This is a genomic window from Staphylococcus massiliensis (assembly GCF_043186315.1).
In the GTDB taxonomy this organism is placed as follows: Bacteria; Bacillota; Bacilli; order Staphylococcales; family Staphylococcaceae; genus Staphylococcus; species Staphylococcus massiliensis.
In genome coordinates, this window is sequence record NZ_CP171119.1 from 530,522 (window position 1) to 557,218 (window position 26,697).

Here is a 26,697-nt window from a genome sequence, read left to right on the forward strand (position 1 = left end):
AATATAAGATTCTTATAATTTCATACGTTTTAGACGTAAAGCGTTTGTGACAACACTTACAGAACTTAAAGCCATTGCTGCTCCCGCAACCCAAGGTGCTAGCAGACCAATTGCTGCTATAGGGATACCTGCAACATTGTAACCAAACGCCCAAAATAGATTTTGGCGAATATTACGAATTGTAGATTTACTTGCTTTTATTGCTTTTGGAATTAATAAAAGGTCTCCTCCTAAAATAGTTATATCAGCAGCTTCGATTGCAACTTCTGTACCTGTACCAATGGCAATACCAATATCTGCTTTAACTAGTGCTGGAGCATCATTGACACCATCTCCAACCATAGCTACTTTTTTACCTTCAGATTGAATTTCTGCTACTTTAGAAGCTTTTTCTTCTGGTAAAACCTCTGCAATAATCGTGTCTATACCAACTTGTTTTGCTATTGCTTGTGCGGTACGTTTGTTATCACCAGTTAACATAGCAACTTCAATACCTAATTCATGAAGTTTTTGAATAGCTTGTTGGGCAGTATCTTTAACTGTATCAGCTACAGCGACAACCCCTCTCAATTCGTTATCTACGCTTATAAGCATTGCAGTTTTTCCTTCTTTTTCAAATTGAGCGAGATTTGTTTCAGCTTCATTAGTTTGGATTCCTTTTTCACTCATTAGTTTTCGATTTCCGACAAAAAGTTCTTTACCATCAATTGTTGCATTTATACCGCGCCCTGGTATAGCTTCAAAATGGTCTACTTCTAAAAATTCTAATGATTTTTCTTTAGCATAACTTACGATAGCTTCAGCTAGTGGGTGTTCAGAACCTTTTTCTGCACTAGCTAACAATTGTAATGTTTGATCATCTCCACTAAAATCAGTGACTTCAGGTGTGCCATTTGTTATAGTGCCAGTTTTATCTAAAACAACTGTATTAATAGCGTGTGTACCTTCAATGTGTTCTCCACCTTTAAATAGAATGCCATTTTCAGCAGCTTTTCCGGTACCCACCATTATAGAAGTAGGCGTAGCTAAGCCTAACGCACAAGGACAAGCGATAACTAATACTGCTATTGCAGCAACTAAGGCTGGTTCAAATTGTCCCGGCTGAACTAATGAAATCCATATAATAAATGTGAAAATCGCGATACCTACAACGATAGGTACAAAATATCCAGAAATAATATCTGCTAGTCTTTGTATTGGCGCTTTAGAACCTTGTGCTTCTTCGACAACTTTAACAATGGAGGCAAGAGCTGTATCTTTACCAACTTTTGTTGCTTCAACAGTAATTGCTCCATTTTTATTCATTGTTGATCCTATAACATTATCATTTTGCATTTTTTCAACAGGAATAGATTCACCTGTCAACATTGACTCGTCAATTGAAGTCATACCTTTAATTATTTTGCCATCTACTGGTATTTTTTCTCCTGGTTTGATAACTAAATAGTCTCCTTCTTTTACCTCACTTAAAGGAACCATAGTCTCTTCACCGTTGCGTAATATACGTGCTTCTTTAGCTTGTAAATTCAACAATTTACTTAACGCATTTGTTGTTTGTGTTTTAGCACGTGCTTCTAAATACTTTCCGAAAAGAATTAAAGTAATTAATACAGCACTTGTTTCAAAATATAGGTGTGGCTCATAATTTGTATTAATTAACCACTTAATCGATTCATAAATACTATAAAAGAAGGCTGCGCTTGTACCTAAAGCGACAAGAACATCCATATTTGCTGACCCATTACGAAGGTTTTTATAAGCGCCTACATAAAATTGCCAACCAATAACAAATTGAACAGGCGTTGCTAATACAAATTGGAACCACGGGTTCATAAATATATGTGGTATTTGAATACCAAATAAATGAACGAACATTGTCATTAACAATGGAGCTGCTAAAACAGCTGAAACAACTAATTTAATTAACTGTCGTTTTAATTGTTTTTCTTTTTGGGAACTTTTTTCTGATGCTTCTTTTTTAGGTTGTGCCTCATACCCTAGGTTTTTAATACGTTGTTGAAATTCATCTACAGACGTCATATCAGGGTTGTATTCTACAGTAGCACTTTCTGTGGTTAAATTAACTGTAGCCTTATTTACACCTGAGATTCGATTTAAAACTTTTTCGATTTTATTCGAACAAGCTGCACACGTCATTCCCATTACATCGAGATCCACTTTTTCGGTTAAAACTCCATAACCTGTTTTTTGAATTGTATTTGCAATATCTTCTAATGATGTAACATTGGGGTTATATTCAATTGTAGCTTTCTCTGTAGAAGGATTTACATTAGCGTTAACTTCATCTAATTTATTTAGATTTTTTTCTACTTTATTCGAGCAAGCTGCACATGTCATGCCTGTGATACCTAATGAGGTTTTTTTAATATTTTCACTCAATTATTTCTTTCCTCCTATTTTGAAAATTGTTTTAATACAACCATCAATTCTTTGATACTTTCTTCTCCGTTGCCATTTTTAATACCTTCACTTACACAATTAGATATATGGTCTTCAGTTACTATAAAACCCACTTGTTTTAGGGCTGATTGTATTGCTGTTATTTGTACTAGTACATCTATACAATATCTATCTTCTGCTATCATTGATTGTAAACCGCGCATTTGTCCTTCTAATCTTTTGAGTCTATTGAGCAATGCGTCATTGTTTTTAACAGTAGTAGTGTTCAATTTCACCCCTCCTCATATACCCTAACGGGGTATCTCTTGTTAGAATCTATATTATACCCCCAGCAGGTATAAGTCAATACAAAAGTTTCATATAAAAAATTAATATTTATAGTTTGTTTTAAGAGGTACACTTGTATAAAATGTATGCTAAAACTTATATTAGGAGAGATATATTTGGATAAAAATATACAACTTGAGCTTTACACAAGACCTACATGCTCTGATTGCCAAGAATCAAAAAGGTATTTAAACTCTCAAGAGATTAGTTATAGTCATAAAGATGTAAGTCAAAATTTGGACTTAGAAGAAGAAATGAAAAAAATATCAGGCAACCGAATTGTTCCCTTATTTGTTTTTTATAAAAAAAATTTTTGGGGTAAAAAAAAGTTGTTTAAATATTACGTGGGATTTGAAAATAACAAAAAAGATATATTAAATATATTGGAATAATTAAATAAACAGCCATTATTAAAAAATAATGGCTGTTTATTTAATGATGATGTTGACTGTCTTCTTCTTTCACGATACAAAACAATTTTTCACTATGATTATTGTTAGAAGTTTCAGTCTGTATTGTGACATGTTGAATATTTTGATGATTGAGTTCATGTTCTATACGTTTAAGTAAAAACTCATTTTCAGTAATGGTCATTGTATCTTCTACAACAATATGACAAGATAACGCGTTTAATCCGCTAGTTACTGACCAAACATGAAAGTCATGAATATTTTTAACTTCTTTGAATTTTTTAATAGTTTTAATAATGTCTTTTGTATTTATATTGCTTGGTGCTCCCTCCATTAATACATGAAGACTTGATTTTGTTACATAAAAGCCGCTACGTAGTACTAAAATTGCTACAATCACACTTGCTAAAGGATCCGCCCACCCCCATCTAAAAAATATAATGAGAAGGGCTGCTATAACTGCACCTATAGATCCAAGCATGTCGCTTATTACATGCAAATATGCTCCACGCATATTTAAGTTTTCTTCTACATCGCTCCCGCGCAGCATTATCCAAGCCACAATAATATTAATAAACAAGCCTACCAAGGCGATAATTAACATGCCTGTAGAAGCTACCTCAGGGGGGTTTTTAAATCTCTCAATAGCTTCATAAAAAATATAGATAGCTATTAACATCAAAGTAATACCATTAAGTACAGCTGCTAGTATTTCAAACCTTTTGTAGCCAAAAGTTTTATTTGTATTAGCTTGCTTCGCTCCTAAAGTAAATGCAATTAAAGCAATACCTAAAGAAATAGAATCACTTAACATATGACCAGCATCTGAAATTAACGCAAGACTGTTAGTAAAGAAACCACCTAACCCTTCTACAATCATGTAACTTGTAATAATAATAAAACTAATTAATAAAGTCTTTTTGTTCGCGCCATGTGTATGATTATGATTGTGATCGTTTTCCATTTAATCCCTCCTCTTTTTAATGATGAAAAATATTTTCTATAATTTGAATTTTTGTTTTTATAACTATAGAGTTAAAAAATATAAAATTTCAATTAATGTTTTGTTACTCGAAGAAAATCATACTAACTTATGAATATATGCTCATATATTCATAAGTTAGTATGATTTTTATCCTTTGTCAATATAGAAATGCTTTGTATTTTGTATATTAAATAAAAACCCTACTTTGCTTTGGACAGTAGTGGGATTTTTGCATATGATAAACCACACTTCACTTGCTAAATATTAACTATATTATAATTAACAAGTGATAATTTCTTTTTAGAGAAAATAATGTATTCACGCCTTTAGGCGTGAATACATTATTTTTTTTTGAATAGTTTAGAAAAGATAGATTGTTTTTGTTCATTTTTTTTTGATGCTTTTGGAGTAATGATATCTTCTTTTGAATCTATATTATCAGTTTCTATTTTTTTGGTATTACTTAATATATTTTGGCTATTTAAATTCAAAGATTGTTCTTGTTTTAATGCAATTGTTAAATCGTCAATTTGTCGATTCTTTTGTCGAATTTCTGATTCTAAATGCTCTATGTATTTATCGATATAACTGCTATATTGGTTATTTAATGATTCTGTTTTGTTTGTCGATTTTTCATCAAATTTTGTCGATTCTTTTGTCGTTTTTTTATTTAAAATTGTTTTTAGATAATCTATTGTATTATCATCTATTAATGATTTGTTACCTACTTTGTTTACCTTCAAATTTGAAGGTAAACTTTTTAAATGATAATGAATTGTTTGTTTAGAGACATCTAAAGGTTCTGTTGCAAAGTAAAAAATATAGCTAATCACTAATATATCATGTCAGTGTTCGTTTAACTTGCTAGCATGATGCTAATTTCGTGGCATGGGGAAAATCCGTAGATCTGAAGAGACCTACGGTTCTTTTTATATAGAGCGTAAATACATTCAATACCTTTTAAAGTATTCTTTGCCGTATTGATACTTTGATATCTTGTCTTTCTTACTTTAATATGACGGTGATCTTGCTCAATGAGGTTATTCAGATATTTCGATGTACAATGACAGTCAGGTTTAAGTTTAAAAGCTTTAATTATTTTAGCCATTGCTGCCTTCGTTGAAGGTGCCTGATCTGTAACTACCTTTTGAGGCTTACCAAATTGTTTAATGAGACGTTTGATAAACGCATATGCTGAATGATTATCTCGTTGCTTACGCAACCAAATATCTAATGTATGTCCCTCTGTATCAATGGCACGATATAAATAGCTCCATTTTCCTTTTATTTTGATATACGTCTCATCAATACGCCATTTGTAATAAGCTTTTTTATGCTTTTTCTTCCAAATTTGATATAAAATTGGGGCATATTCTTGAACCCAACGGTAGATCGTTGAATGATGAACGTTTACACCACGTTCTCTTAATATTTCAGATATATCACGATAGCTCAATGCATATCTTAGATAGTAGCCAACGGCTACAGTGATAACATCCTTGTTAAATTGTTTATATCTGAAATAGTTCATACAGAAGACTCCTTTTTGTTAAAATTATATTATAAATTCAACTTTGCAACAGAACCATTTAGAATATTAAAATTCCTTCATTACACTCTTGGCGGTTTCACTTATCAACTTATCATTTGGCTTATCACTTTTATTGTCTTTATTCGTAAAAATGACTAAAACAATAGGTTCAGATTGGCCCTTAGGATAAACAAAAGCAACATCATTTCTAGAAGCATATGTTATTGCTTGACCACTTTTATCAGCAACCTTACAGTCTTTTGAAACACCGTCTTTAATTAAAGTATCTCCGCTTTTATTATTTAACATTAAATCAAGTAAGAATTTTTTGTTTTCTTTGCTTAATTTTCCATTTGCGATAAGTTTATTTAAAGTCTTACCGAAAGCAGCAGGTGTTGAAGTATCTTTTTTGCTCTTTGGTGAATAGTAATTTAATTCTATCTCATATCTAACTGGATTTGTTACTTTATCTCCTAGTTCTTTTAGACGTTGTTTAACTTTTTTGATTCCACCAATTTCTTTTATAATTTTATTGTTTGCTGTATTATCACTATATGCCATTGAAGCCTCAATAAGTTCTTTTAAAGTGATATCTTTTCCTACATATTTTTCTAAAATAGGAGAATAAGCAACTATATCATCTTTGTTAATATGTATTTTTTTATTTAACTTATTATAAGGTACTTGTTCTAACAAAATAGCACTATTTATCGCTTTTGAAGTCGAAGCATAGGCAAATCTCTTATCTGAATTAAATTTTACTTCCTTACCACTTTTAGTATCTAAAGCATAAACACCAATATGAGCATTATATTTTTTTTCTAAATCATTTAACTCTTTGGCATGTGAACTGTTTGAATTACATGCACTTAAAACTAAAGCAATTGCAATTAAAAATATTAACTTTTTCAAAATAAACCCTCCAATATTACAGTTGTAATTTTTACAAATTAATAATATTACAATTGTAATATTGGTGTCAATTGTTTATTATAAATAATTGAAAGAAGGTGTCAAAATGGCTAAATTACTAATAATGAGCGTAGTAAGCTTTTGTTTTATATTTCTATTGTTAGTATTTTTTAGGTATATATTAAAACGCTATTTTAATTATAGTTTAAATTATAAAGTTTGGTATCTAACTGTGCTTGCTGGATTAATTCCTTTTATCCCAATTAAATTCTCTTTTATAAAATTTAATAATGTGAATAATCAATCGCCCACAGTTGAAAGTAGGTCACACGACTTGAACCATAACATAAATACCACCAAACCTGTTCAAGAGTTCACAACAGATATCCATAAGTTTAATTGGGATTCAATTGATAATATCTGCACAGTTATTTGGATAGTTTTGGTTATTATTTTAAGTTTTAAATTTTTGAAATCCTTATTATATCTTAAATATTTAAAGAGACAGTCACTTTATCTAAACGAAAATGAAAAAAATAAAATAGATACGATACTTTTCAACCATCAATATAAAAAAAATATTGTGATTCGAAAAGCAGAGACTATTCAATCTCCAATAACTTTTTGGTATGGGAAATATATTATTTTGATTCCTAGTTCATATTTTAAAAGTGTAATTGACAAAAGACTAAAATATATAATATTGCATGAATATGCTCATGCTAAAAATAGAGATACTTTACATTTAATTATCTTTAATATCTTCTCTATTGTTATGAGTTACAATCCATTAATACATATTGTAAAAAGAAAGATAATTCATGACAATGAAGTAGAAGCCGATAGATTTGTTCTTAATAATATTAACAAAAATGAATTTAAAACTTATGCGGAATCTATTATGGACTCCGTATTAAATATTCCATTTTTTAATAAAAATATATTAAGCCATTCATTTAATGGTAAAAAGTCATTACTCAAAAGAAGATTAATTAATATAAAAGAAGCCAATTTGAAAAAACAGTCCAAATTAATTCCAATTTTTATTTGTATTTTTACTTTTTTGCTCATGGTAATTCAAAGCCAGTTTTTGATGGGGCAATCCATAACTGATTATAATTATAAAAAGCCCTTACAGAACGATCACCAAATTTTAGATGAAAGTAAAAATTTTGGTTCAAATAGTGGATCTTTCGTCATGTACAGCATGAAGAAAGACAAATACTATATTTATAATGAAAAAGAAAGTAGAAAGAGATATTCTCCTGATTCAACTTATAAAATTTATTTAGCGATGTTTGGACTTGACCATCATATCATAAGTGATAAAAATTCACGTATGTCATGGAATCATAAACATTATCCTTTCGAGTCTTGGAATAAGGAACAAGATTTAAATACAGCAATGCAAAATTCAGTTAATTGGTACTTCGAACGTATTAGTAATCAAATACCAAAGAACTATACTGCGGCTCAACTCAAGCAATTAAATTATGGTAATGAAAACTTGGGAAGTTATAAAAGCTATTGGATGGAAGATAGTTTGAAAATATCTAATCTTGAACAAGTAATAGTTTTTAAAAATATGATGGAACAAAATAACCATTTTAGTAAAAAAGCAAAGAATCAATTATCTTCTTCATTATTGATTAAGAAAAATGAAAAGTATGAACTGTATGGGAAAACAGGTACAGGTATAGTAAACGGGAAGTATAATAATGGGTGGTTTGTAGGTTACGTAATTACAAATCATGATAAGTATTATTTTGCTACACATTTATCAGATGGAAAGCCGTCTGGGAAAAATGCTGAATTAATCAGTGAAAAAATATTAAAAGAAATGGGTGTTTTAAATGGCCAATAAGCAAGTTGAAATATCTATGGCTGAATGGGATGTTATGAATATAATATGGGATAAAAAATCAGTATCAGCTAATGAAATTGTAGTTGAAATTCAAAAATATAAAGAAGTTAGCGATAAAACGATTAGAACATTAATCACAAGACTATATAAAAAAGAGATTATAAAACGATACAAATCAGAGAATATTTATTTTTACTCATCAAATATTAAAGAAGACGATATTAAAATGAAAACTGCTAAAACCTTTCTTAATAAACTGTATGGAGGGGACATGAAAAGTTTAGTGCTGAATTTTGCGAAAAATGAAGAATTAAATAACAAAGAAATTGAAGAATTGCGAGACATTTTAAATGATATTAGTAAAAAGTAATTAGAGATATGTTTCAAACATAATACATATGTAAACTATGCTTGACTCTTATTAAATTAGTTTTGTTAATAACATTTAAAATATTTTATTAAATATGAGAGTGTCCAGAAAATAACCATTTTCTGTACACTCTCTTTTTATGTCGAAATAAGTGAGGATTACATTTATTTTTATGTTCAGAAACCCAATAAAAAATCTATGTTCACAAAAGTGCTCGTATTTAAGTTATGGTACACTAATGATGGATATAGGAGGTTTGTATTTTGAAAATAGGTTATGCAAGAGTTTCAACTGGTTTACAAAATTTAAATTTGCAGGAATATCAATTAAATCAATATGGTTGTGAAAAGATATTTAGTGACCACATAAGTGGATCAAAAAGTAAACGTCCTGGTTTAGATAAAGCCATTGAATTTGCGAGGGCAGGAGATACGATTGTTGTTTGGAGACTAGATAGACTAGGGCGTAATATGGAAGATTTAATCACATTAGTTAATGAACTTAATAATCGAGGCGTGAGTTTTCATAGTTTAGAAGAAAATATAACAATGGATAAATCAAGTTCTACAGGACAATTGTTATTTCATTTATTCGCAGCATTTGCAGAATTTGAACGTAACTTAATTTTAGAACGTTCTTCAGCTGGTCGAATTGCAGCTCGCGCTAGAGGACGCTATGGAGGGAGACCAGAAAAGCTAAATAATAAAGATTTAAAACTACTCAAAACACTATATGATAATGGTACACCGATTAAGACAATTGCGGAACAATGGCAAGTTTCACGTACAACAATTTATCGCTATCTCAATAAAATAGAAGATCGAAAGAATGATAAGTAAATACAACTTAACTTTCAACAATAGTAAAAGTTAAACAAAATACACCCTAATCATACATGTATAATTGTTGAATTTATAGCAACTAAAATGTATGGTTAGGGTGTATATTAATTATGAGGTGAAAATCAATGATTGTTGGCTATGCGTGAGTATCATCGATCGATCAAAATTTAGAAAGACAACTTGAAAATTTAAAGACGTTTGGGGCTGAAAAAATATTTACAGAAAAACAGTCTGGGAAATCTATTGAAAATAGACCAGTATTTCAAGAAGCACTTAACTTTGTAAGAACGGGAGATCGATTCGTTGTGGAATCTATTGATCGTTTAGGACGTAATTATGATGAAATTATTGAAACTGTGAATTACTTAAAAGAAAAAGACGTTCAGTTAATGATTACAAGTTTACCTATGATGAATGAAGTTATTAGTAATCCATTACTGGATAAATTTATGAAAGATTTAATTGTTCAAATTTTAGCAATGGTTTCAGAACAAGAGAGAAACGAAAGTAAACGTCGACAAGCACAAGGAATTCAAGTTGCAAAAGAAAAAGGCGTTTATAAAGGACGACCTTTACTTTATTCGCCAAACGCGAAAGATCCTCAAAAGCGTGTTATCTATCATCGAGTTGTCGAAATGTTAGAAGAAGGCCAAGCAATTAGTAAAATTGCAAAAGAAGTAAATATAACAAGGCAGACTGTTTATAGAATTAAACACGATAAGGGATTATCTTGATAAATAGGTTGTCAATGCAAATGAGCGTTTCTCACAGCGTTCTAAAACGCATATTAATCATCTATTATGAGATTTTAATAATAAAACAAGAAAAGAGAGGGTAAAAACTCCCTCTCTTTTCTTCTATATTCTTTTTCTCAAAAATGATCGGTTATGGTACTATTGTTATTTACTTTATTATAATACTTTAAAGAAATATTCAATATAAATTAGTGTATAGTTTTTAAGTTATATCATGAATAGATTGTCCTGTTAATTCCCATTTTTTATCTGATACATGTTTAACAAACCTTGTATCATGTGATGTAAACAAAATGATTCCAGGATATTTATTCATAAACATTTCTAATGCTTCTAATGTTTTAATATCTAAAAAATTAGTTGGTTCATCCAAAATTAACATATTCGCTTTCGTTGAAAATAATACTGCTAACGATAATTTCGTTCTTTCCCCACCACTCAAAACATTACAAGAACGCTCAAGTGCTTCATTTAAACCCAAGTTATTTAAAATAGCTCTACTGAATGATTCTGATGAATCCGTTTCATCCATTAAATATTGCAATAATGAAACGTCACGCATGTCTTCATAAGCAAGTTGACGATAGTATGCCATTTGCACTTTAGGAGAACAATCAATTCCCTCTATTTGGTGGTAAATAGCTTCAAGTAAAGTTGTCTTACCTACACCATTTGCACCTACGAGCGCTATATTTTTGCCATATGGTATTTGGAATCGTACTTGTGTTAGCAGTTTTTGACTTCCTTTAACCAATGTTAGATTTTGTGCAATGATTGGATAATTATTATGGATATCATAAATTTTATTTTGTGGAAAATTGAATTCATGATAACTTTGTGGTTTTTCAACTTCTTCCAAATGTTCCATTCTTTTTTCAATATGCTTAGCTTGTTTTTGAGCAGCCTTCTCAACCGTGCCTTTTTGTTTTGATGCACTTAAACGATCTGGTGCTATACTTTTATTTTTTTGTTTTGATGATGCTTGTGCCATTTGTTGCGCTTGATTTCGTTTAGCTTTACTGGCTTGGGACAATCTTTGTTTTTCACTTATATACTGTTCATATTTACGTTGTTGTTCTAACTGTTCTTGTTCATATTGATTTTGATACTGTGTGTAATTACCTTTAAACACTCTTATTGTGCCATCTTCTTGTATATCCCAAATTGTGTCAGCAATTTGGTCTATAAGTGCTCTATCGTGACTTACTATAATTAAAGTACCATAGTAATATTTTAAAATATTATTCAGATAATCTTTACCAATTTTATCCAAGTGATTTGTAGGTTCATCTAAAAGTAATATCGGACTATAATTTGATATGACATTAGCTAATTTATATTTTGCTTTTTCACCACCACTCATACTGTCGGTTGTATGCATAGGTATATGGAGTTCACTCATTAAACTACCGTCTAACGTGTTAAAATCATTTTCCACATCCATGTTAAGCTGTTCAAAATATTGAATTTCGCCATTCGTTTCAACTGTTCCAGATTCTGGTTTTGTTTTTTGAGCAATCATATTTAGTAATGTGGTTTTGCCAGTACCATTACCCCCAATAAGTGCTATTTTTTCAAATTGGTAAGCATAAAGATGATCGATGTTAAGTGATCGTAAATCTGTCAATTTATGATTGATTTGGTTAAATTTAATTGTATATTGTTCCATATTTATACACTCCTTGTATATTTAAAGGACGTGTACGCAAAAAATGAGACAGGCTACTCCCGTCTCATTCACATTACACTTTCAAACACTTAAAGAATTATTACGATGTTTTAGTATTTGAAAGCGTTTATTATTCCTATCGAAGGATAAAAAATGACATAAGTCATCCTATGAGTGTGTGTATTGCGGACAAGCCTTTTTGAATTAATTTAGTTTTGTATTCAAAAAGGTTTATTTGAGTCTCATAGAAGCTGTCATTTTAATCCTCCTTCATCGATAAAATAGTAATGTTAATATAACATTTTATTGGTTTTTTTACAATATATCTCTAAGTACAAAGATCATATAATAAAAGTATAAAATTACAATTTGAGATTGATTATACATCTTGTTAATTTAGAGTGTACTTATAAAATGCAGCACTTCATTTAATTTATATTTATGTATCTCAACATGTATTTAAATAATTTATTTTTTTATGATACATTAAGTTTGGATTTAAAATATATCTAAATAATTAAAAAGGAGATAATTGTATGGGTTCTGTTGCAAAGTCAGAAAAAATATAACTAATTATCATTTTAACATGGTAGTATTCCCTTAACTGGCCAACATGTGACTAATTTCGTAGCACGGCGAAAATCCGTAGATTTGAAGAGACCTACGGTTCTTTTTATATAGACTATAAATACATTCAATACCTTTGAGTGTATTCTTTGCCGTATTGACGCTTTGATATCTCGTCTTTCTCACTTTAATATGACGGTGATCCTGCTCAATGAGGTTATTAAGATATTTAGATGTACAATGACAGTCGGGATTAAGTTTAAAATCTTTAATCAACTTAGACATTGCCACCTTCGTCGAAGGTGCCTGGTCTGTAATTATCATTTGAGGTTTACCAAATTGTTTAATAAGTCGCTTAATAAACGCATATGCTGAATGATTATCTCGTTTCTTACGTAACCAAATATCCAATGTATGACCATCTGCATCAATGGCACGATATAAATAGCACCATTTTCCTTTTATTTTAATGTATGTCTCATCAACGCGCCATTTATAATAAGCTTTTTTATGCTTTTTCTTCCAAATTTGATACAAAATAGGAGCATATTCTTGAACCCAACGGTAGATCGTTGAATGATGAACGTTAACGCCGCGTTCTCTTAGTATTTCAGATATATCACGATAACTAAGCGCGTATCTTAAGTAATAGCCAACGGCTACAGTTATTACATCTTTATTAAATTGCTTATATCTAAAATAATTCATAGAGAACGCTCCTTTTTTGTTAAAATTATACTATAAAATTAACTTTGCAACAGAACCCTTTAAAAGCTACTAAATCTGTAGTTGTAATAGACGAACCCCACAGGTTTCCAAGAGATAAAAAAAACTACAAAGCTATAGAAAAACTCGCACCTCAAATAATTGTTAGGTTTGGAGCTACTTTTCCTGAAATTAAAAAGGGTACTGGGAAAAAAGCTACATATATTAAAGACTATTACCGTGGTAAGCCTCAATATGAGTTAAATGCTGTTGACAGCTTTAATCAGGGACTTGTAAAGGGAATAGATATTTACTATCCGAATTTGACCCTAGAACAAGCAAAGAATAAATATACAATTGATAGTGTAAAAGCCAAAGAGTTAGTTTTAAAAAAAGGAAAGAATAGATGGACATTAGGTATAAACGAGAATTTAGCGAATATTGATACTTTATTTGAGGGAGACTTAAGCTATTCGGGTTCTAAAATGTTATCTAATGATTTAGAGGTAAGTAAAGGTATGGACTTGTTACCAGGTACATTTACTACAAGTTATCAGGAGTTAATTATTAATGATGCTATCAATCAACATTTTGAACATGAAATCAATAATTTCATGAGAGATAACCTTAAAGAAAAATTTCAACCAAAAGTAAAAACACTTTCATTATTTTTTATTGATTCAATTAGATCATATAGAAATACGGATGGTTGGTTGAAACAGACTTTTGAAAGATTATTAAAAGTTAAACTTAGAGAATTAATTAAAGAATTTGAAGTTAAAAAATTACCAAGAGAGATTGAATACTTAGATTTTTTAAGAGCAACATACGCTAGTCTTAACAGCGAAAACCAAACGGTCCATGCAGGATATTTTGGTGAAGACAAGGGTTCAAGTGAAGAAGCGATACAAGCTGAAGTTAATGATATACTTAAAAATAAAGAAAAAATGTTGAGCTTTAAAGATGAAAATGGTAATTGGATTACAAGAAGATTTTTATTTTCAAAATGGACACTAAGAGAAGGTTGGGATAACCCTAATGTTTTCGTTATAGCAAAATTAAGAACTTCTGGTTCTGAAAATAGCAAGATACAAGAAGTGGGAAGAGGGTTACGTTTACCTGTTGATGAGACTGGTCATAGATTAACACAAGATGAATTTCCTAGTAGGCTTTCTTTTTTAATTGGATATGATGAAAAAGAGTTTGCTCAAAAATTAATTGGAGAAATAAATTCTGATGTAGACGTTAAATTAAACCAAGATAAATTAACAGATGAAATGATTAGTAAAATAGTTGAACATAGGAAACAAACTAATCCTCATTACAATGATGAAGTGCTATTAGTAGAGTTAGATGAACGAAATCTAATTAATAGGAAAAATGAGTTTAAAATAGATGTTGAAATTGATGGAGTTAAAAAATCAGGATTTGAATGGTTAGTAGAATTATATCCAGAAGTAAATGCATCTAAATTAAATGCAGATAAAGTCAGAGATATGAAAAAAAATCCACCTAATTTAAAAGTGAAGTTAAATAAAGAGAACTGGAATAAATTGAGATTCTTATGGGAAAATTTATCTAAGAGATACATGTTAGAATTCAAAAAAATGAGTGAAGATGATCTTTATTTCTTTATTGAAAGATTGCTGAACGATGACGATTTATTTGTGAAACAGCAACCAGAACGAATACATCAATCTTTGGAAAAAGATGATGAAGGTAATCAAGTTATCAAGGAATCAATTTCAGAATATAATTATAGAAGTGAATATATTTATATGAACTATGGTAAGTTTTTGAAACAACTTGTACTTAAAACTAATGTACCAATATCTATAATGCATAAAAATTTACTTTTCGTTTTAAAAGATAAATTTAATAACGATAAACGTTACTTAAGTGAATTAAGCTTAAATAATATTGTAAGAAAATTTAACAAGCGGTTTGAAGAAACATATGGTCAAAGTTATGAATATAAAAAATTGGATTTCTCTGCTTCTACAACTATCTATGACTCAGATTTGTCAGAGTTTAAAGGTTCGGTTGATGCTAATTATTTAGGCACTAATGTTGAAAGCAATATTCAAACTGAAGAGAGATTTTTATATGAAAGACCACCAGTTAGATTTGATAGTATCAAACCAGAATTGGAACTATTAAAAAGAAATTATGATAAAAAAGTAACAGTATTTGGTAACCTACCCAAAAAAGCAATACAAGTACCTAAATATACAGGTGGTACAACTACTCCTGACTTTGTGTACATGATAGAAGATGATGAACAGAATGCAACATATCTTATAGTAGAAACAAAAGCAGAAAACATGAGATTAGGGGATAAAAGCATTGGTGAGATGCAAAAGAACTTTTTTGACAAATTAGATGACCTAAATATTAAGTATCAATTAGCTACTAGTGCCCAAGATGTATATAATGCAATTAATAAGTTAGATAACACAAAGTGAAGATAATATAAATTTCAAGAAATAGAACATATTTAATTACTGAAGTCAAAGAGATTATAAATAAATCTGGGCTTAAGCTAAATTACAGATGATTTATATTGTTTTAATCAAGAAACTTTAGAAGGAAATATATTCCTTCTAAAGTTTTTAATATCCTTTAATAAACAGTAATTAATTATGATGAGTATAGCAAGTTACAATAAAAAGTTGAGTTTAAATTTTAAGACAGCATAGTTTTTAAGTATTCGCGGGGTAAACTAACCCCATCTCAAATCAAATTAAAACCCCTCACTATTACAGCTAGTGAGGGGTTTTGAGTATGTCATAAAAGATATTTTATGCTTATATCATACAACGTTCATTTATAAAATGCAAGTATTTTTAAATAAAATTTTAATAATGTTCCGTCAAATCATTATCGTCATACTCACCACTTATTCAACGTCTCTCAACGCCGACACGACTTCAGCCATATCGTCATGAATGACTAAGTCCGCCTGCGTATCATAAGGTGTTTCAGCTTTATTAATAATCACTAAATGTTTCCCTTGGAAATTAGAAATCAATCCTGCAGCGGGTTGCACAATCAATGAAGAACCTAGCACGATCAGGGTATCGGCCTCAGAAATCTTACTAATCGCATTCATTACGGTACCTTGATTCAACATCTCGCCATATAACACAATGTCAGGTCTAATCGGGCTGCCACACGCTTCACACTGACGGAGGTCTTGCTCGATCACGTAAGATTTCTCGTATTCCTTATGACATGAAATACAATAGAAGCGGTTCAACGTTCCATGTAATTCATCGATATTTTGACTACCCGCATCGGCATCTAAACCGTCGATATTCTGCGTAATGACGCCCAGTGAACGGCCTTCCTTTTCAAGCTGAGCCATCCAATCATGCACAACGTTCGGTTTCTTATCACTGAGTAACAGTCGCTTGTGATAGAAATTCGTGAAGCCTTCAGGGTCGTCTTGTAGATAATTTGAACTTAGTAAGTACTCTGGTGAATAGCCGTCTTTCGAGATTTCATCAAATAAACCACCCATCGAACGAAAGTCAGGAATGCCACTCGCTACCGACACGCCTGCACCCGTGAAGAAGGTGATTTTCTTAGAATCGTCCACGATTTCCTTCAGTTTTTCAATATTGGCATCCACTTCAATCACTCCAATTCCTCATTTTTAAGCTTTATCATACATTTCTAATTTTAGAATTTAGACTTTGGAAACGCAAACTTTCAATTTAAAGGGCTTTTCAGAAGGTAAATGTCAACCAAATCCTCTATAATAATTTCAAACAAATGTGAATAGGAGCCACCATCTTGAAGAAACGTATCATCATCATTCTACTCATCATCACCGTCGCCATATCAATCCCCCTCCTTGAAAAGCCACACACGAATAACCAGCCTCAATCAGCCCCCTTCGTTAAAAGCCACACGCCAACCTTCTTCTTGCATGGCTGGGGTGGTAGTGCGAATTCTGAGCGCTTTATGGTTGATCATGCCAAGTCGCGAGGTGTTACCTTTAATGTTGTGACGGCTATTGTTTCTAGTGAAGGTAACGTTCGTATAGAAGGTAAATTTGACCCTAAAGCGACGAATCCAATCGTGAAAATTGAACTTGAGGATAATGAACAAGGATATTTAGATAAGAATGCAAAGTGGTTCAAGTCCGTGCTCGAAACCTTTCAACACGACTATCAGATTAAAGACTTTAACTTCGTAGGGCATTCGATGGGGAATCTGACATTCGCTCAATATATGATGATGTACGGTCATGAATCGACATTGCCGCAACTGAAGAAACAAGTCAATATCGCTGGAACGTATAACGGCGTCTTAGGCATGAACGAGACTGAGAATGAAATCTCAGTTGATGAAGCGGGTAAACCAAGCCGTATGAACCCACCATACCAAGAGCTGCTTGTGTTGAGGGATATATACGAAGGTAAAGGCATTCACGTGCTTAACATCTATGGAGACTTAAAGGACGGGTCTCATTCAGACGGAAGGGTGTCTAATAGTTCGTCTAAATCACTCAAATATTTACTGGGAAATAGTCCTAAGATCTATAAGGAAGCTAGATACGAAGGTAAGAAGGCACAGCACAGTCAACTTCATGAAAATCAAGACGTTGCGGATGAATTAATTGAATTTCTGTGGGAGAAATAACGCTCATAGAGAATCAATTACTAACTTGAAAAGTATAAGTCATATGATTAAATAAAAATTGTAATATTAATTTCGACAATTTTCGCATAGTTGCATTCACTTTAAATTTTAAACAAATGAGTATGTTAAAATAATCACAAGTGACTTTAAATGAGTTAGGAGTTTCTTTATGATCCTATTTTTTATAGAAATTGCAATTATGGTAATCGCAATTGTTTGGGGGTTAAAAACAGCTGGCGCCCTTGGTTGTGGTATCTTCGCCATCGTGGCGCAACTGCTAATGATCTTCATTTTTCATCTACCGCCTGGTGAGGCCCCTGTTACGGCAGTCTTAATTATTCTTTCAATAGGTATCGCAGGTGGTACGTTACAAGCAACTGGTGGCATCGATTATCTTGTTTACCTCGCTTCAAAAATTATCGAACGTTTTCCTAAATCTATCATCTTTATCGCACCATTCATCGTCTTTTTATTCGTCTTTGGAATCGGCACAGCGAACATCGCATTATCACTCGAACCGATTATTGCGAAGACAGCAATGAAAGCGAACATTCAACCGAAGAAACCGTTAACGGCATCCATTCTAACGGCGAACTTAGCGCTCTTATGTAGCCCTGCAGCCTCTGCAACAGCCTTTGTCATCTCAGTCGTTGCGACTTACGGCATCACGATGGGACATTATTTATCGATTGTGTTACCGACCGCGCTCATCAGCATGGTATTACTAAGTGTCTTTTGCACAGTGGTGGGACGCACCAAACTTAGCACGAATGCGAATTTAACGAACCTTACACAACAAACCGACCACGCGCTTAAGACTGACTTTAGTCGACGCACGAAGATTGGCGTGTTGACGTTCTTAATTTGTGTCGCGTGTATCTTAACGTTCGGTATCTTCCCGAACCTGTTGCCGACTTTCCACGTTGATGGTGAAGCGGTCCATCTCAAGACGACCGATCTCGTGCAACTCTTTATGTACACAAGTGCAGCGATTAACCTATTACTCGTTAAGATCGACACGAAAGCCATCTTCTCAGCAAATATTACGCAATCAGCAATTGGCGCACTATTCGCCGTGCTAGGTCCGGGATGGTTAGGCGCAACCATCTTTAACGCGCCGCACAACAAGCACATCATGGAACACCAAGTTGGCGCGATTATCGAGCAAGTGCCGTGGCTCGTCATCTTCCTAGTCGCAATCGTCGCTATGGTCGTTATTTCACAAACCGCTACATCATCCATCATGGTGCCTATCGTCATGGGGCTCGGCATTCCACCGACATTCCTTATCGCCATGATCCAGACGCTCAACGTCAACTTCGTCATTCCAGCCCAACCTACGATTCTATTCGCGGTTGATTTAGACGAGACGCGTTCAACTAAGACCACAAGCTTCCTAGCACCAGGGTTCTTCGTCGTGACCGTGTCCGTTATCGTCGGCTTCACGATGAAAGCATTGTTAGGCTTGTAATTTTGAAAAGCCCTCTAAGACAAAGTATCAACTTAAACAATATCCCTTAATTAATGAAGTTACGTTAATTAAGGGGTTTTTTATGTTGGCTTACTTAAAACTTATTTTAAAAGCCCTTTTAAATTATAAGAAAAATAGATTTGAATAGGTTTCATTATATAAAATGTTATGATGAATATATCTAATTTTTATTTTATTACGTTAAGTCGTTTAACTTAGGAGGCTTTTTATGGGAATCGCAGAGGCAATCATCGTATGGTTATTTTTGACCATATTCTTCATAGCTGAAATAATAAGCGTCACCATAAATGGGACGTCCTTTCCATTTGAATCGCTATGGTTCTTTATCGTTCTTTGGTTCGTCTCTCTTATAATTATTATCGTATTTTATTACTATCGTAAATCGAGTCAAGAACAGTTTAAAAAAGCGCTCAAGGAACAAGAACTCGGTCACTATAAATTTGATCAGGGTGAGTATTTTTATCAAGCACCTATCGTGACTTTAGATAATCAACTGATACCTATTTATGGGCAAACGAACATGAAGTATCAGACCGCTTTCAATAATATCATTGAAAAGTGGTTGAGTATATTAGACGTCTTTCCACTATTTGGCGTGGAACTAACAAGTGAACATCATGAAGTTCATATCAGACGTATTCAAATTTGGAATCTTCGTCCGCATTATAAGGTAACCTTAGATGGCACGAATATCGGTACGTTAAAACGCAAGAAAATTATCTCTGAGAAGGGTATTACGCAACAATTACCTTATATACTAACGACTAAAGATAACCATTACGATTTCACTAATAACTACTTAAGTATGGAAACCTCAATCGAAGACGCCAGTCATAACACGTTTTTTAAGGCTCACCGCAGTCTTATAGATGTATTTAAGAATCGTAATACAAAGAAACGTGGTGAGAATCACGATATTACAATCGAAGAAAGTGATTTCCCAGATGAGCTATGGATAGCACTCTATATCCAACTTACGATCAATCGAAAGACAAGTAGTTAAATAAACTCATTAGGCCACCTGTGTAGGTGGTTTATTTTATGAACATCCTATCTCTTTTTTTAAAAGCCCTCTAAGACAGAATAGCAATTTAACGGTATCCCTTAATTAATGAAGTTACGTTAATTAAGGGGTTTTTATTGGCATAGTGCGTACTTCTTTGAAAAGCCCTTTTAAAGTTTTCTAAAATACGTAATATTTAGAATTCTTAGAGATTACAACAAAGCGATTAGATGTTATATTTATATATAATTGTATAAGTCTTATCTAAAGGGCTTTTCAAAAATGAAGATGATCAACATTTCTAAAAGATGTCGAGTTGTAAATAAAGGGGAATGGGTATGGAGACGATTCAATTCGAAGATTTAACGTACGAGCATTTATTTGCGCTTAATAACCAGCGCGTGAAGATTATGAAAGATGGTATTGATTTCTACATATTGCTGCGATTGAAGCAGGGGAATGATAAGCTGATTGTGCACAGTAACGGGGCGGTGAATAAGAAGAAGGTGGCGTTGCCTGCGTTTACGCGCACGGATTGGTACAAGGATATTGACGCGTCGTTTGTGTATATGGATGATCGTACGCTGCATGACGGTAATGTGAATTTAGCGTGGGGTCTTGGTACGAAATCGCGTCATTACTTACGTGATTATCATGATATCGCGGCTCGAATTGCTGAGCTAATAGATGTTGAGACGGAGAATGTTACGTATCTTGGAAGTTCTGGTGGCGGCTTTATTTCAATGATGTTAGCGACAATGCATAAGGGTGCGCGCGCTATCGTGAATAATCCTCAAACTTACGTGCACCGCTATAAGAAGCTTGCGGTTGATCGCGCGTATCAACATGTGTTTGGTGACATGCCAGCACAAGAGATTCAGCGCCGCTATAGTACGCGATTGTCGTTAACCGCGCTTATGCGTCATGAGAATCATGTACCGGAAATTTTCTATATTCAGAATCGCTTAGGTCAGGTCGATATGGAGGACCATTACACGCCTTTCAATCAGATGTTGGATAAGTATAAGTTAGATTCTAAGAAGATTAAATATATCTTGTATAGCGATGCCGAAGCGGGTCATCAACCTATACCGAAAGATCGTTTTATCGCGTTTATTAATGCGGTTATTGATCAGAAATTGGCGATTTATTAAGTTGTCGAGCTTGGGACATATTAAACAATTCTCTTAAAACAGCATGCTTTCCTAGGGCGTGGCCAAAGCCTGTAGTCTTTGGACTCACGCTACTCCCCTAGGAGTCAGTTGTTTAGAGAATTGTGTGATATAGAGTTTAAATACTCTATTTCACAACTTATGTCTCAAGCTTTTTTTGTGCGGCGGATGGGGAAGTTGCGGGTACTGAGACTTGATTACGGATTGCTCATCAAGTTTGAAGTGGTCTGAGACTTGATCACGGATCGCTCATCGAGTTTCAAAGGCTCTGAGACGTGATGACGGAATGTTCATCAAGTTTGAAGTGGTCTGAGACTTGATGACGGATCGCTCATCAAGTTTCAAAGGCTCCCAGACTTGATCACGGATCGCTCATCAAGTTTCAATAGCTCCCAGACGGGATGACGATTTGCTACAAAAAAAGGAAGGTCGCTAATTAAAGCGAACCTTCCTCTCAACTTAAACCTTATCCATAAATATCCTTCAATATGCCATATACGCCTGAATCTGACTTAGGAAGCGGGCGATTGTTCATTTTAAACGTGACTTCACTATCGTCACTAATATGATAAATCATCATGTCCTTTTCAGAAATATGCTCGTAATCGTACGCTGGCACTTCGATAATATTGTGGTTACTAATGTACTGATTAAACCATCTCGGACTGTATCGGTCATCAAATAGAATGTGATTTCGAATAGGACCGTTCAAGTTGTTTCGCGCTTGATCGTCATCGAACGATACGGGCATCATTGCGACATTTTTTAATCCGAATTCCGGTACCAATTCGTTAAAAGCCAAGCTATTAAATATAAATGATTTCGTCATTAAAATACATTTATCATAACGAATGAGGTCCGTATAAATTCTGTCACTACTTGATAATAAATTCCCTTTAAACGTTTCAAAGTCTAATTCGTGCGCTTTTTCGTTGGTATTTTCAAAGAGGTTGAAAACCATCACGGGAATATTGTGTTCACGAAGTTTGACGCCAAGGTGGAACGAGAATTCACCTTCACCGACGATAATAACACCTGGTGGTTCGGTACTTGCCATGCCAAGTGCTTTACTTAAAGGTCTGAAGCTAAAGCCGTAAATGACAACGGTTATAAAGACAAGACCGAATGTAACCGGCGTGATGTATTTCGCCATGTCGACTTTGTCTGCGATAAATAAACTTGAAAAGAACTGCGCCACGGTTAACACGACGATGCCACGAGGTGCCATTAATGCCACAAGTGAGCGTTCCTTGTTGTCGAGTTCTGTACCGATTGTCGATAGCCATACAGATAAAGGACGTACGAGAATTATCATCGCAACGCAAAGTAAAACAAGCTGCCATGACAGTACGCTTTTAAGTACGCCGAGTGTCAATGACGACGTAATTAAAATAAAAACTGATGAAACTAAAATTGATGATGTATTCTCGATGAAATGATCAGATTCTTTATAAATTAAGTCGTGACGCTTTTGACGTGCCATCATAATACCGAAGATGGTAACGGCAAGTAGTCCTGATTCTTTTAATACTTCATCACAAATACTAAATGTTAATAAAATAAAGACTAATTGCACAGAAGGTATTAACGCTTGTGGAATCATATCTCGGCTTACAAGCATTTTAAAGATGAATGACACACCAAAGCCGATAATAAGTACGGCTAAGATTTGTAAAATAAACTCGATTATTAATACAAAACTAATGCCTTGGCTAATGATTTGATAGACGTAGAAAGCCATTAACGCAAGCATCGGCCCAATTGGGTCTAAAATAATACTTTCCCACTTCAAGACGGAATCGACGTTCTTCTTAACTTTAGCTTGTTTGAGTAAAGGTTGAATAACGGTTGGACCAGTAATTAAGAAGAGGCCACCCATTACAAAGGAAATTGGAAGCGGGAAATGCATAAATACGTGAAGGGCAATTGTCCCTAGAATCCAGGAAATCAGTGCACCGAACGTGATAATTCGGACGACTGCTTTAGAGATACCTCTTAACTCCCGGAAGTCTAAATTACTACTACCTTCAAATAATATAATCGCAACAGCAAGCGATACGAGCGCGCCAAAGACTTCATGGCCGATGACTTCTTTTGGATTAATGATACCTAGAATTGGACCAATCAATAATCCTACACAAGCCATGACCACAATCGATGGCCATTTGATATTCACGGCGAGCCATTGACTAAAAATACCTAACGCTAAAAACATGACAATCGTAAGCGTCACGGGTAAATCAAAAGTCATAATAACACCATCCTAAATATATGTAACATGCATGTACATGCAAAATATGTTAATTCTCCCCATTGTAAATCATAGTAATACTTTAACATATCCGAATGTGTCATATAATAAGAAATTGCATGCACAAAAAGTTCATATCAATTGTATTGAAACGGAATTTTATTTTGAACAATTGTGATAATATATGAAATGGATATAATGATTTAAAGCATTAATTGAAACTTTGAGGAGATGTCACATGTGTTTAACTTAACCATTCTCTTACTTGAACGTGTTGGCCTAATCATCATATTAGCCTACCTTCTCATGAACCTGAACTACTTCAAGAAGACAATGAACTACCGAGAAACTTGGCATTCTAAATGGCAGCTATGTCTCGTATTCTCTTTATTTGCGTTAATGTCGAACTTTACAGGAATTGTCATTCAAGATGGCAATATTTTATCGGGCAGTATCTATTTCAAACTTAATGATGATGTATCGCTCGCGAATACCCGTGTACTTACAATTGGTGTCGCTGGCTTAGTCGGTGGCCCATTCGTAGGTCTCTTTGTTGGGATTATCTCAGGGTTATTCAGACTGTATATGGGTGGCGCTGAAGCTTATACGTATCTCATTTCATCATTCTTTATCGGCATCATTTCAGGTTACTTTGGTCGCCGTGCACGACGCCACAATCAGTACCCAACCGTCTTCAAAAGCGCTTTAATCGGCAGTATGATGGAAGTCGTTCAAATGATTTGTATCTTTTCATTCGCGCAAGATAAAACATACGCACTTGAATTACTATCACTCATCGCTTTACCTATGATTATCGTCAACGGCATCGGTACGGCAATTTTTATGTCGATTATCATTTCGACACTGAAACACGAAGAACAAATGCGAGCCGTTCAAACAGAAGATGTACTCGAAATCACGAAACAAACGTTGCCATACTTTAAAGAAGGCTTAAATGAATCATCAGCTAAAGAAGTTGCGAAGATCATCAAAGACTTAATGAAAGTTTCCGCCGTAGCCATTACAAGTCGCAAAGATATCTTAGCCCATGTAGGTGTAGGAAGCGATCATCACATACCTAAGAAGGCGATTATTACACACTTATCTAAGGAAGTATTACAAACTGGTCAGCTCAAAGAGGTTCACACGAAAGTGGAAATAGGGTGTAGTCACCCTGACTGCCCATTACACGCGGCCATCGTGATTCCGTTAAAATCTCACGGTAAAGTTATCGGTACACTAAAGATGTACTTCACAAATCCGAACAACTTAACTTTCGTTGAACGTAAGCTTGCGGAAGGGCTTGCGCAAATATTTGGAAGTCAGATCGAGCTTGGTGTTGCCGAAACGCAAGGTAAATTATTGAAGGACGCTGAAATCAAATCGCTTCAAGCACAAGTGAACCCGCATTTCTTCTTTAATGCGATTAATACCATCTCAGCAATGGTCCGAATCGACAGTGAGAAGGCACGTGACTTACTCCTTGAACTGAGTCATTTCTTCAGATCCAACTTACAAGGTTCGAGACAGAATACCATCACCCTTGAAAAGGAACTTAGCCAAGTACTCGCTTATTTATCGCTCGAACAAGCGCGATTTCCAGGTCGCTTTAATGTTAAATTTGACGTAAAGGATACATTCAAAGACGCACTCGTACCACCATTTCTTGTACAAATACTCGTTGAAAATGCAATCAAACACGCATTTACAAATCGTAAGAAGGACAACGACATTACCATTCGTGCGAATCAAATCTCTGATCATGAATTGAAACTTTCGGTGATTGATAATGGGCACGGGATTGATAAAGCGAAAATCGCGCAACTTGGCCTTACCTCTGTAGAATCTGAATCAGGTACCGGAAGCGCACTTGAAAACTTGAATCGCCGCTTGAAAGGGCTTTTCAGTGAGCAAGCAACGCTGCACTTCGATAGTAATGAGCATGGTACCAATGTGTGGTGCATCTTACCGTATCAAAGAAAGGAGCATGAAACATGCGCGCGTTAATCGTAGACGACGAACCTCTCGCACGTAACGAGCTCGTATACTTACTCAACCATATCGGTGGGTTTGAGGTGTTGAACGAAGCGGAAAACGTGTCTGAAACGCTAGAAGCCTTATTGATCGAGGACTATGATTTAATCTTTCTCGACATCAATTTAATGGACGAGAATGGCATCGAACTTGGCCATAAAATTCAGAAGATGAAGTCGCCGCCAGCTATTATCTTCGCGACGGCGCACGACCAATATGCGGTCCAGGCGTTTGAAGTCGACGCAACAGACTACATCTTAAAGCCGTTTGATGAAGCACGCATTAAACAAGCCATTGACAAGGTCATCGCGAAACAACGCGACAGTGAAGAGGCTACAGATGCCCCGCGCGTAAAGGTCGAACAGGCGATTCCGGTCGAACTTAGTGACCGCATTCATATGATTAACCAAGCGGATATCATCGGGTTATCGGTCAATCATGGTATGACGACGCTATTTACAACACACGGCGAATATGAAACGACCGAGCCACTGAACGCCTATGAGAAGCGTTTAAATCCAGAGCACTTCTTACGCATCCATCGTGCACATATCGTGAACCAGGCGCACATCATCGCCGTCGAACATTGGTTTAATTACACATTTATGTTAACGCTCACGAACGATGTGAAGATGCAGGTCAGCCGCTCGTATATGAAAGATTTCAAAGCTCAACTAGGTTTAAATTAATAGATATTAAAGATGAACGTCTCGTTAATTCGAGGCGTTTTTTCTTTT

The 26,697-nt window shown here is 34.0% G+C and carries 22 protein-coding genes; 12 read left to right on the forward strand and 10 right to left on the reverse strand.

Features of this window, described 5'->3' with window-relative positions:
- Positions 1-12 precede the first annotated feature (12 nt).
- Complete coding sequence (locus tag ACF3N8_RS02530) at positions 13-2,400, reverse strand: heavy metal translocating P-type ATPase (RefSeq protein WP_001832797.1); 2,388 nt, start codon at positions 2,398-2,400, stop codon at positions 13-15.
- 14 nt (positions 2,401-2,414) lie between these two features.
- On the reverse strand, positions 2,415-2,690 hold the full coding sequence (locus tag ACF3N8_RS02535) for a metal-sensing transcriptional repressor (protein ID WP_001831396.1): 276 nt from the start codon (positions 2,688-2,690) through the stop codon (positions 2,415-2,417).
- Between the two features lie 174 nt (positions 2,691-2,864).
- Between ACF3N8_RS02535 and ACF3N8_RS02540 the strand changes: the two genes are divergently transcribed.
- Positions 2,865-3,140, forward strand: coding sequence for a glutaredoxin family protein (locus ACF3N8_RS02540; RefSeq protein ID WP_002489264.1), 276 nt, complete (start codon positions 2,865-2,867; stop codon positions 3,138-3,140).
- 40 nt (positions 3,141-3,180) lie between these two features.
- Here the strand turns inward: ACF3N8_RS02540 and ACF3N8_RS02545 are convergent, their stop codons facing one another.
- From ACF3N8_RS02545 to blaZ, 4 genes are all read right to left on the reverse strand, one after another.
- Positions 3,181-4,122: a cation diffusion facilitator family transporter gene (locus ACF3N8_RS02545; RefSeq protein WP_001831389.1), complete on the reverse strand. Its 942-nt coding sequence runs from the start codon at positions 4,120-4,122 to the stop codon at positions 3,181-3,183.
- A 362-nt stretch (positions 4,123-4,484) separates the two neighbouring features.
- Complete coding sequence (locus tag ACF3N8_RS02550) at positions 4,485-4,976, reverse strand: hypothetical protein (RefSeq protein WP_002488855.1); 492 nt, start codon at positions 4,974-4,976, stop codon at positions 4,485-4,487.
- Between the two features lie 23 nt (positions 4,977-4,999).
- Positions 5,000-5,674 carry an IS6 family transposase gene (locus tag ACF3N8_RS02555; RefSeq protein WP_001105960.1) on the reverse strand — a complete coding sequence of 225 codons (675 nt, stop codon included), beginning with the start codon at positions 5,672-5,674 and terminating at the stop codon, positions 5,000-5,002.
- Between the two features lie 66 nt (positions 5,675-5,740).
- The gene (gene blaZ / locus ACF3N8_RS02560; RefSeq protein ID WP_000733274.1) at positions 5,741-6,586 is read right to left on the reverse strand and encodes a penicillin-hydrolyzing class A beta-lactamase BlaZ; all 846 of its coding nucleotides are present in this window, start codon (positions 6,584-6,586) and stop codon (positions 5,741-5,743) included.
- A 106-nt stretch (positions 6,587-6,692) separates the two neighbouring features.
- Here blaZ and blaR1 point away from each other — a divergent pair, with 106 nt between their 5' ends.
- From blaR1 to ACF3N8_RS02580, 4 genes are all read left to right on the forward strand, one after another.
- Positions 6,693-8,450 (forward strand): beta-lactam sensor/signal transducer BlaR1, encoded by a 1,758-nt coding sequence (gene blaR1, locus ACF3N8_RS02565; protein ID WP_001096386.1) that lies wholly within the window; start codon positions 6,693-6,695, stop codon positions 8,448-8,450.
- Entirely contained in the window at positions 8,440-8,820 is a 381-nt protein-coding gene (blaI, locus tag ACF3N8_RS02570) for a penicillinase repressor BlaI (protein WP_001284653.1), read from the forward strand. Before blaR1 ends, blaI begins: the two co-directional genes overlap by 11 nt.
- A gap of 263 nt (positions 8,821-9,083) precedes the next feature.
- Positions 9,084-9,659 (forward strand): recombinase family protein, encoded by a 576-nt coding sequence (locus ACF3N8_RS02575; RefSeq protein WP_002488854.1) that lies wholly within the window; start codon positions 9,084-9,086, stop codon positions 9,657-9,659.
- A gap of 158 nt (positions 9,660-9,817) precedes the next feature.
- Entirely contained in the window at positions 9,818-10,396 is a 579-nt protein-coding gene (locus ACF3N8_RS02580) for a recombinase family protein (RefSeq protein ID WP_031908289.1), read from the forward strand.
- A 223-nt stretch (positions 10,397-10,619) separates the two neighbouring features.
- Here the strand turns inward: ACF3N8_RS02580 and msr(A) are convergent, their stop codons facing one another.
- Both msr(A) and ACF3N8_RS02590 read right to left on the reverse strand, forming a co-directional pair.
- On the reverse strand, positions 10,620-12,086 hold the full coding sequence (gene msr(A), locus ACF3N8_RS02585; protein WP_002447408.1) for an ABC-F type ribosomal protection protein Msr(A): 1,467 nt from the start codon (positions 12,084-12,086) through the stop codon (positions 10,620-10,622).
- A gap of 600 nt (positions 12,087-12,686) precedes the next feature.
- Entirely contained in the window at positions 12,687-13,361 is a 675-nt protein-coding gene (locus tag ACF3N8_RS02590) for an IS6 family transposase (protein ID WP_392450160.1), read from the reverse strand.
- Positions 13,362-13,405: 44 nt separating this feature from the next.
- Here ACF3N8_RS02590 and ACF3N8_RS02595 point away from each other — a divergent pair, with 44 nt between their 5' ends.
- Positions 13,406-15,823 carry a type III restriction-modification system endonuclease gene (locus ACF3N8_RS02595; RefSeq protein ID WP_392450191.1) on the forward strand — a complete coding sequence of 806 codons (2,418 nt, stop codon included), beginning with the start codon at positions 13,406-13,408 and terminating at the stop codon, positions 15,821-15,823.
- Between the two features lie 434 nt (positions 15,824-16,257).
- Here the strand turns inward: ACF3N8_RS02595 and ACF3N8_RS02600 are convergent, their stop codons facing one another.
- A complete protein-coding gene (locus ACF3N8_RS02600) occupies positions 16,258-16,992 on the reverse strand; it encodes an NAD-dependent protein deacylase (RefSeq protein ID WP_026048984.1) in 735 nt (244 codons plus the stop codon).
- Positions 16,993-17,201: 209 nt separating this feature from the next.
- Here ACF3N8_RS02600 and ACF3N8_RS02605 point away from each other — a divergent pair, with 209 nt between their 5' ends.
- The 4 genes from ACF3N8_RS02605 (at position 17,202) to ACF3N8_RS02620 (ending at position 21,657) form a co-directional block, all read left to right on the forward strand.
- On the forward strand, positions 17,202-18,008 hold the full coding sequence (locus ACF3N8_RS02605; RefSeq protein ID WP_392450418.1) for an alpha/beta hydrolase: 807 nt from the start codon (positions 17,202-17,204) through the stop codon (positions 18,006-18,008).
- Between the two features lie 169 nt (positions 18,009-18,177).
- Positions 18,178-19,479 (forward strand): anaerobic C4-dicarboxylate transporter family protein, encoded by a 1,302-nt coding sequence (locus tag ACF3N8_RS02610; RefSeq protein ID WP_009383229.1) that lies wholly within the window; start codon positions 18,178-18,180, stop codon positions 19,477-19,479.
- A gap of 229 nt (positions 19,480-19,708) precedes the next feature.
- Positions 19,709-20,503, forward strand: a complete 795-nt coding sequence (locus ACF3N8_RS02615) for a hypothetical protein (RefSeq protein WP_392450192.1) — start codon at positions 19,709-19,711, stop codon at positions 20,501-20,503.
- Positions 20,504-20,841: 338 nt separating this feature from the next.
- On the forward strand, positions 20,842-21,657 hold the full coding sequence (locus tag ACF3N8_RS02620; protein WP_238093986.1) for a glycosyl transferase: 816 nt from the start codon (positions 20,842-20,844) through the stop codon (positions 21,655-21,657).
- A 484-nt stretch (positions 21,658-22,141) separates the two neighbouring features.
- Here the strand turns inward: ACF3N8_RS02620 and ACF3N8_RS02625 are convergent, their stop codons facing one another.
- On the reverse strand, positions 22,142-23,926 hold the full coding sequence (locus ACF3N8_RS02625; RefSeq protein WP_017176732.1) for a sodium:proton antiporter: 1,785 nt from the start codon (positions 23,924-23,926) through the stop codon (positions 22,142-22,144).
- 240 nt (positions 23,927-24,166) lie between these two features.
- On the opposite strand from ACF3N8_RS02625, the gene ACF3N8_RS02630 reads away from it, so the two are divergent.
- Together ACF3N8_RS02630 and ACF3N8_RS02635 are read left to right on the forward strand one after the other, a co-directional pair.
- Complete coding sequence (locus ACF3N8_RS02630) at positions 24,167-25,933, forward strand: sensor histidine kinase (RefSeq protein WP_009383224.1); 1,767 nt, start codon at positions 24,167-24,169, stop codon at positions 25,931-25,933.
- A complete protein-coding gene (locus ACF3N8_RS02635) occupies positions 25,921-26,649 on the forward strand; it encodes a response regulator transcription factor LytR (protein WP_009383222.1) in 729 nt (242 codons plus the stop codon). The genes ACF3N8_RS02630 and ACF3N8_RS02635 overlap by 13 nt, the downstream gene beginning before the upstream one ends.
- The last annotated feature ends 48 nt before the right edge of the window (positions 26,650-26,697 follow it).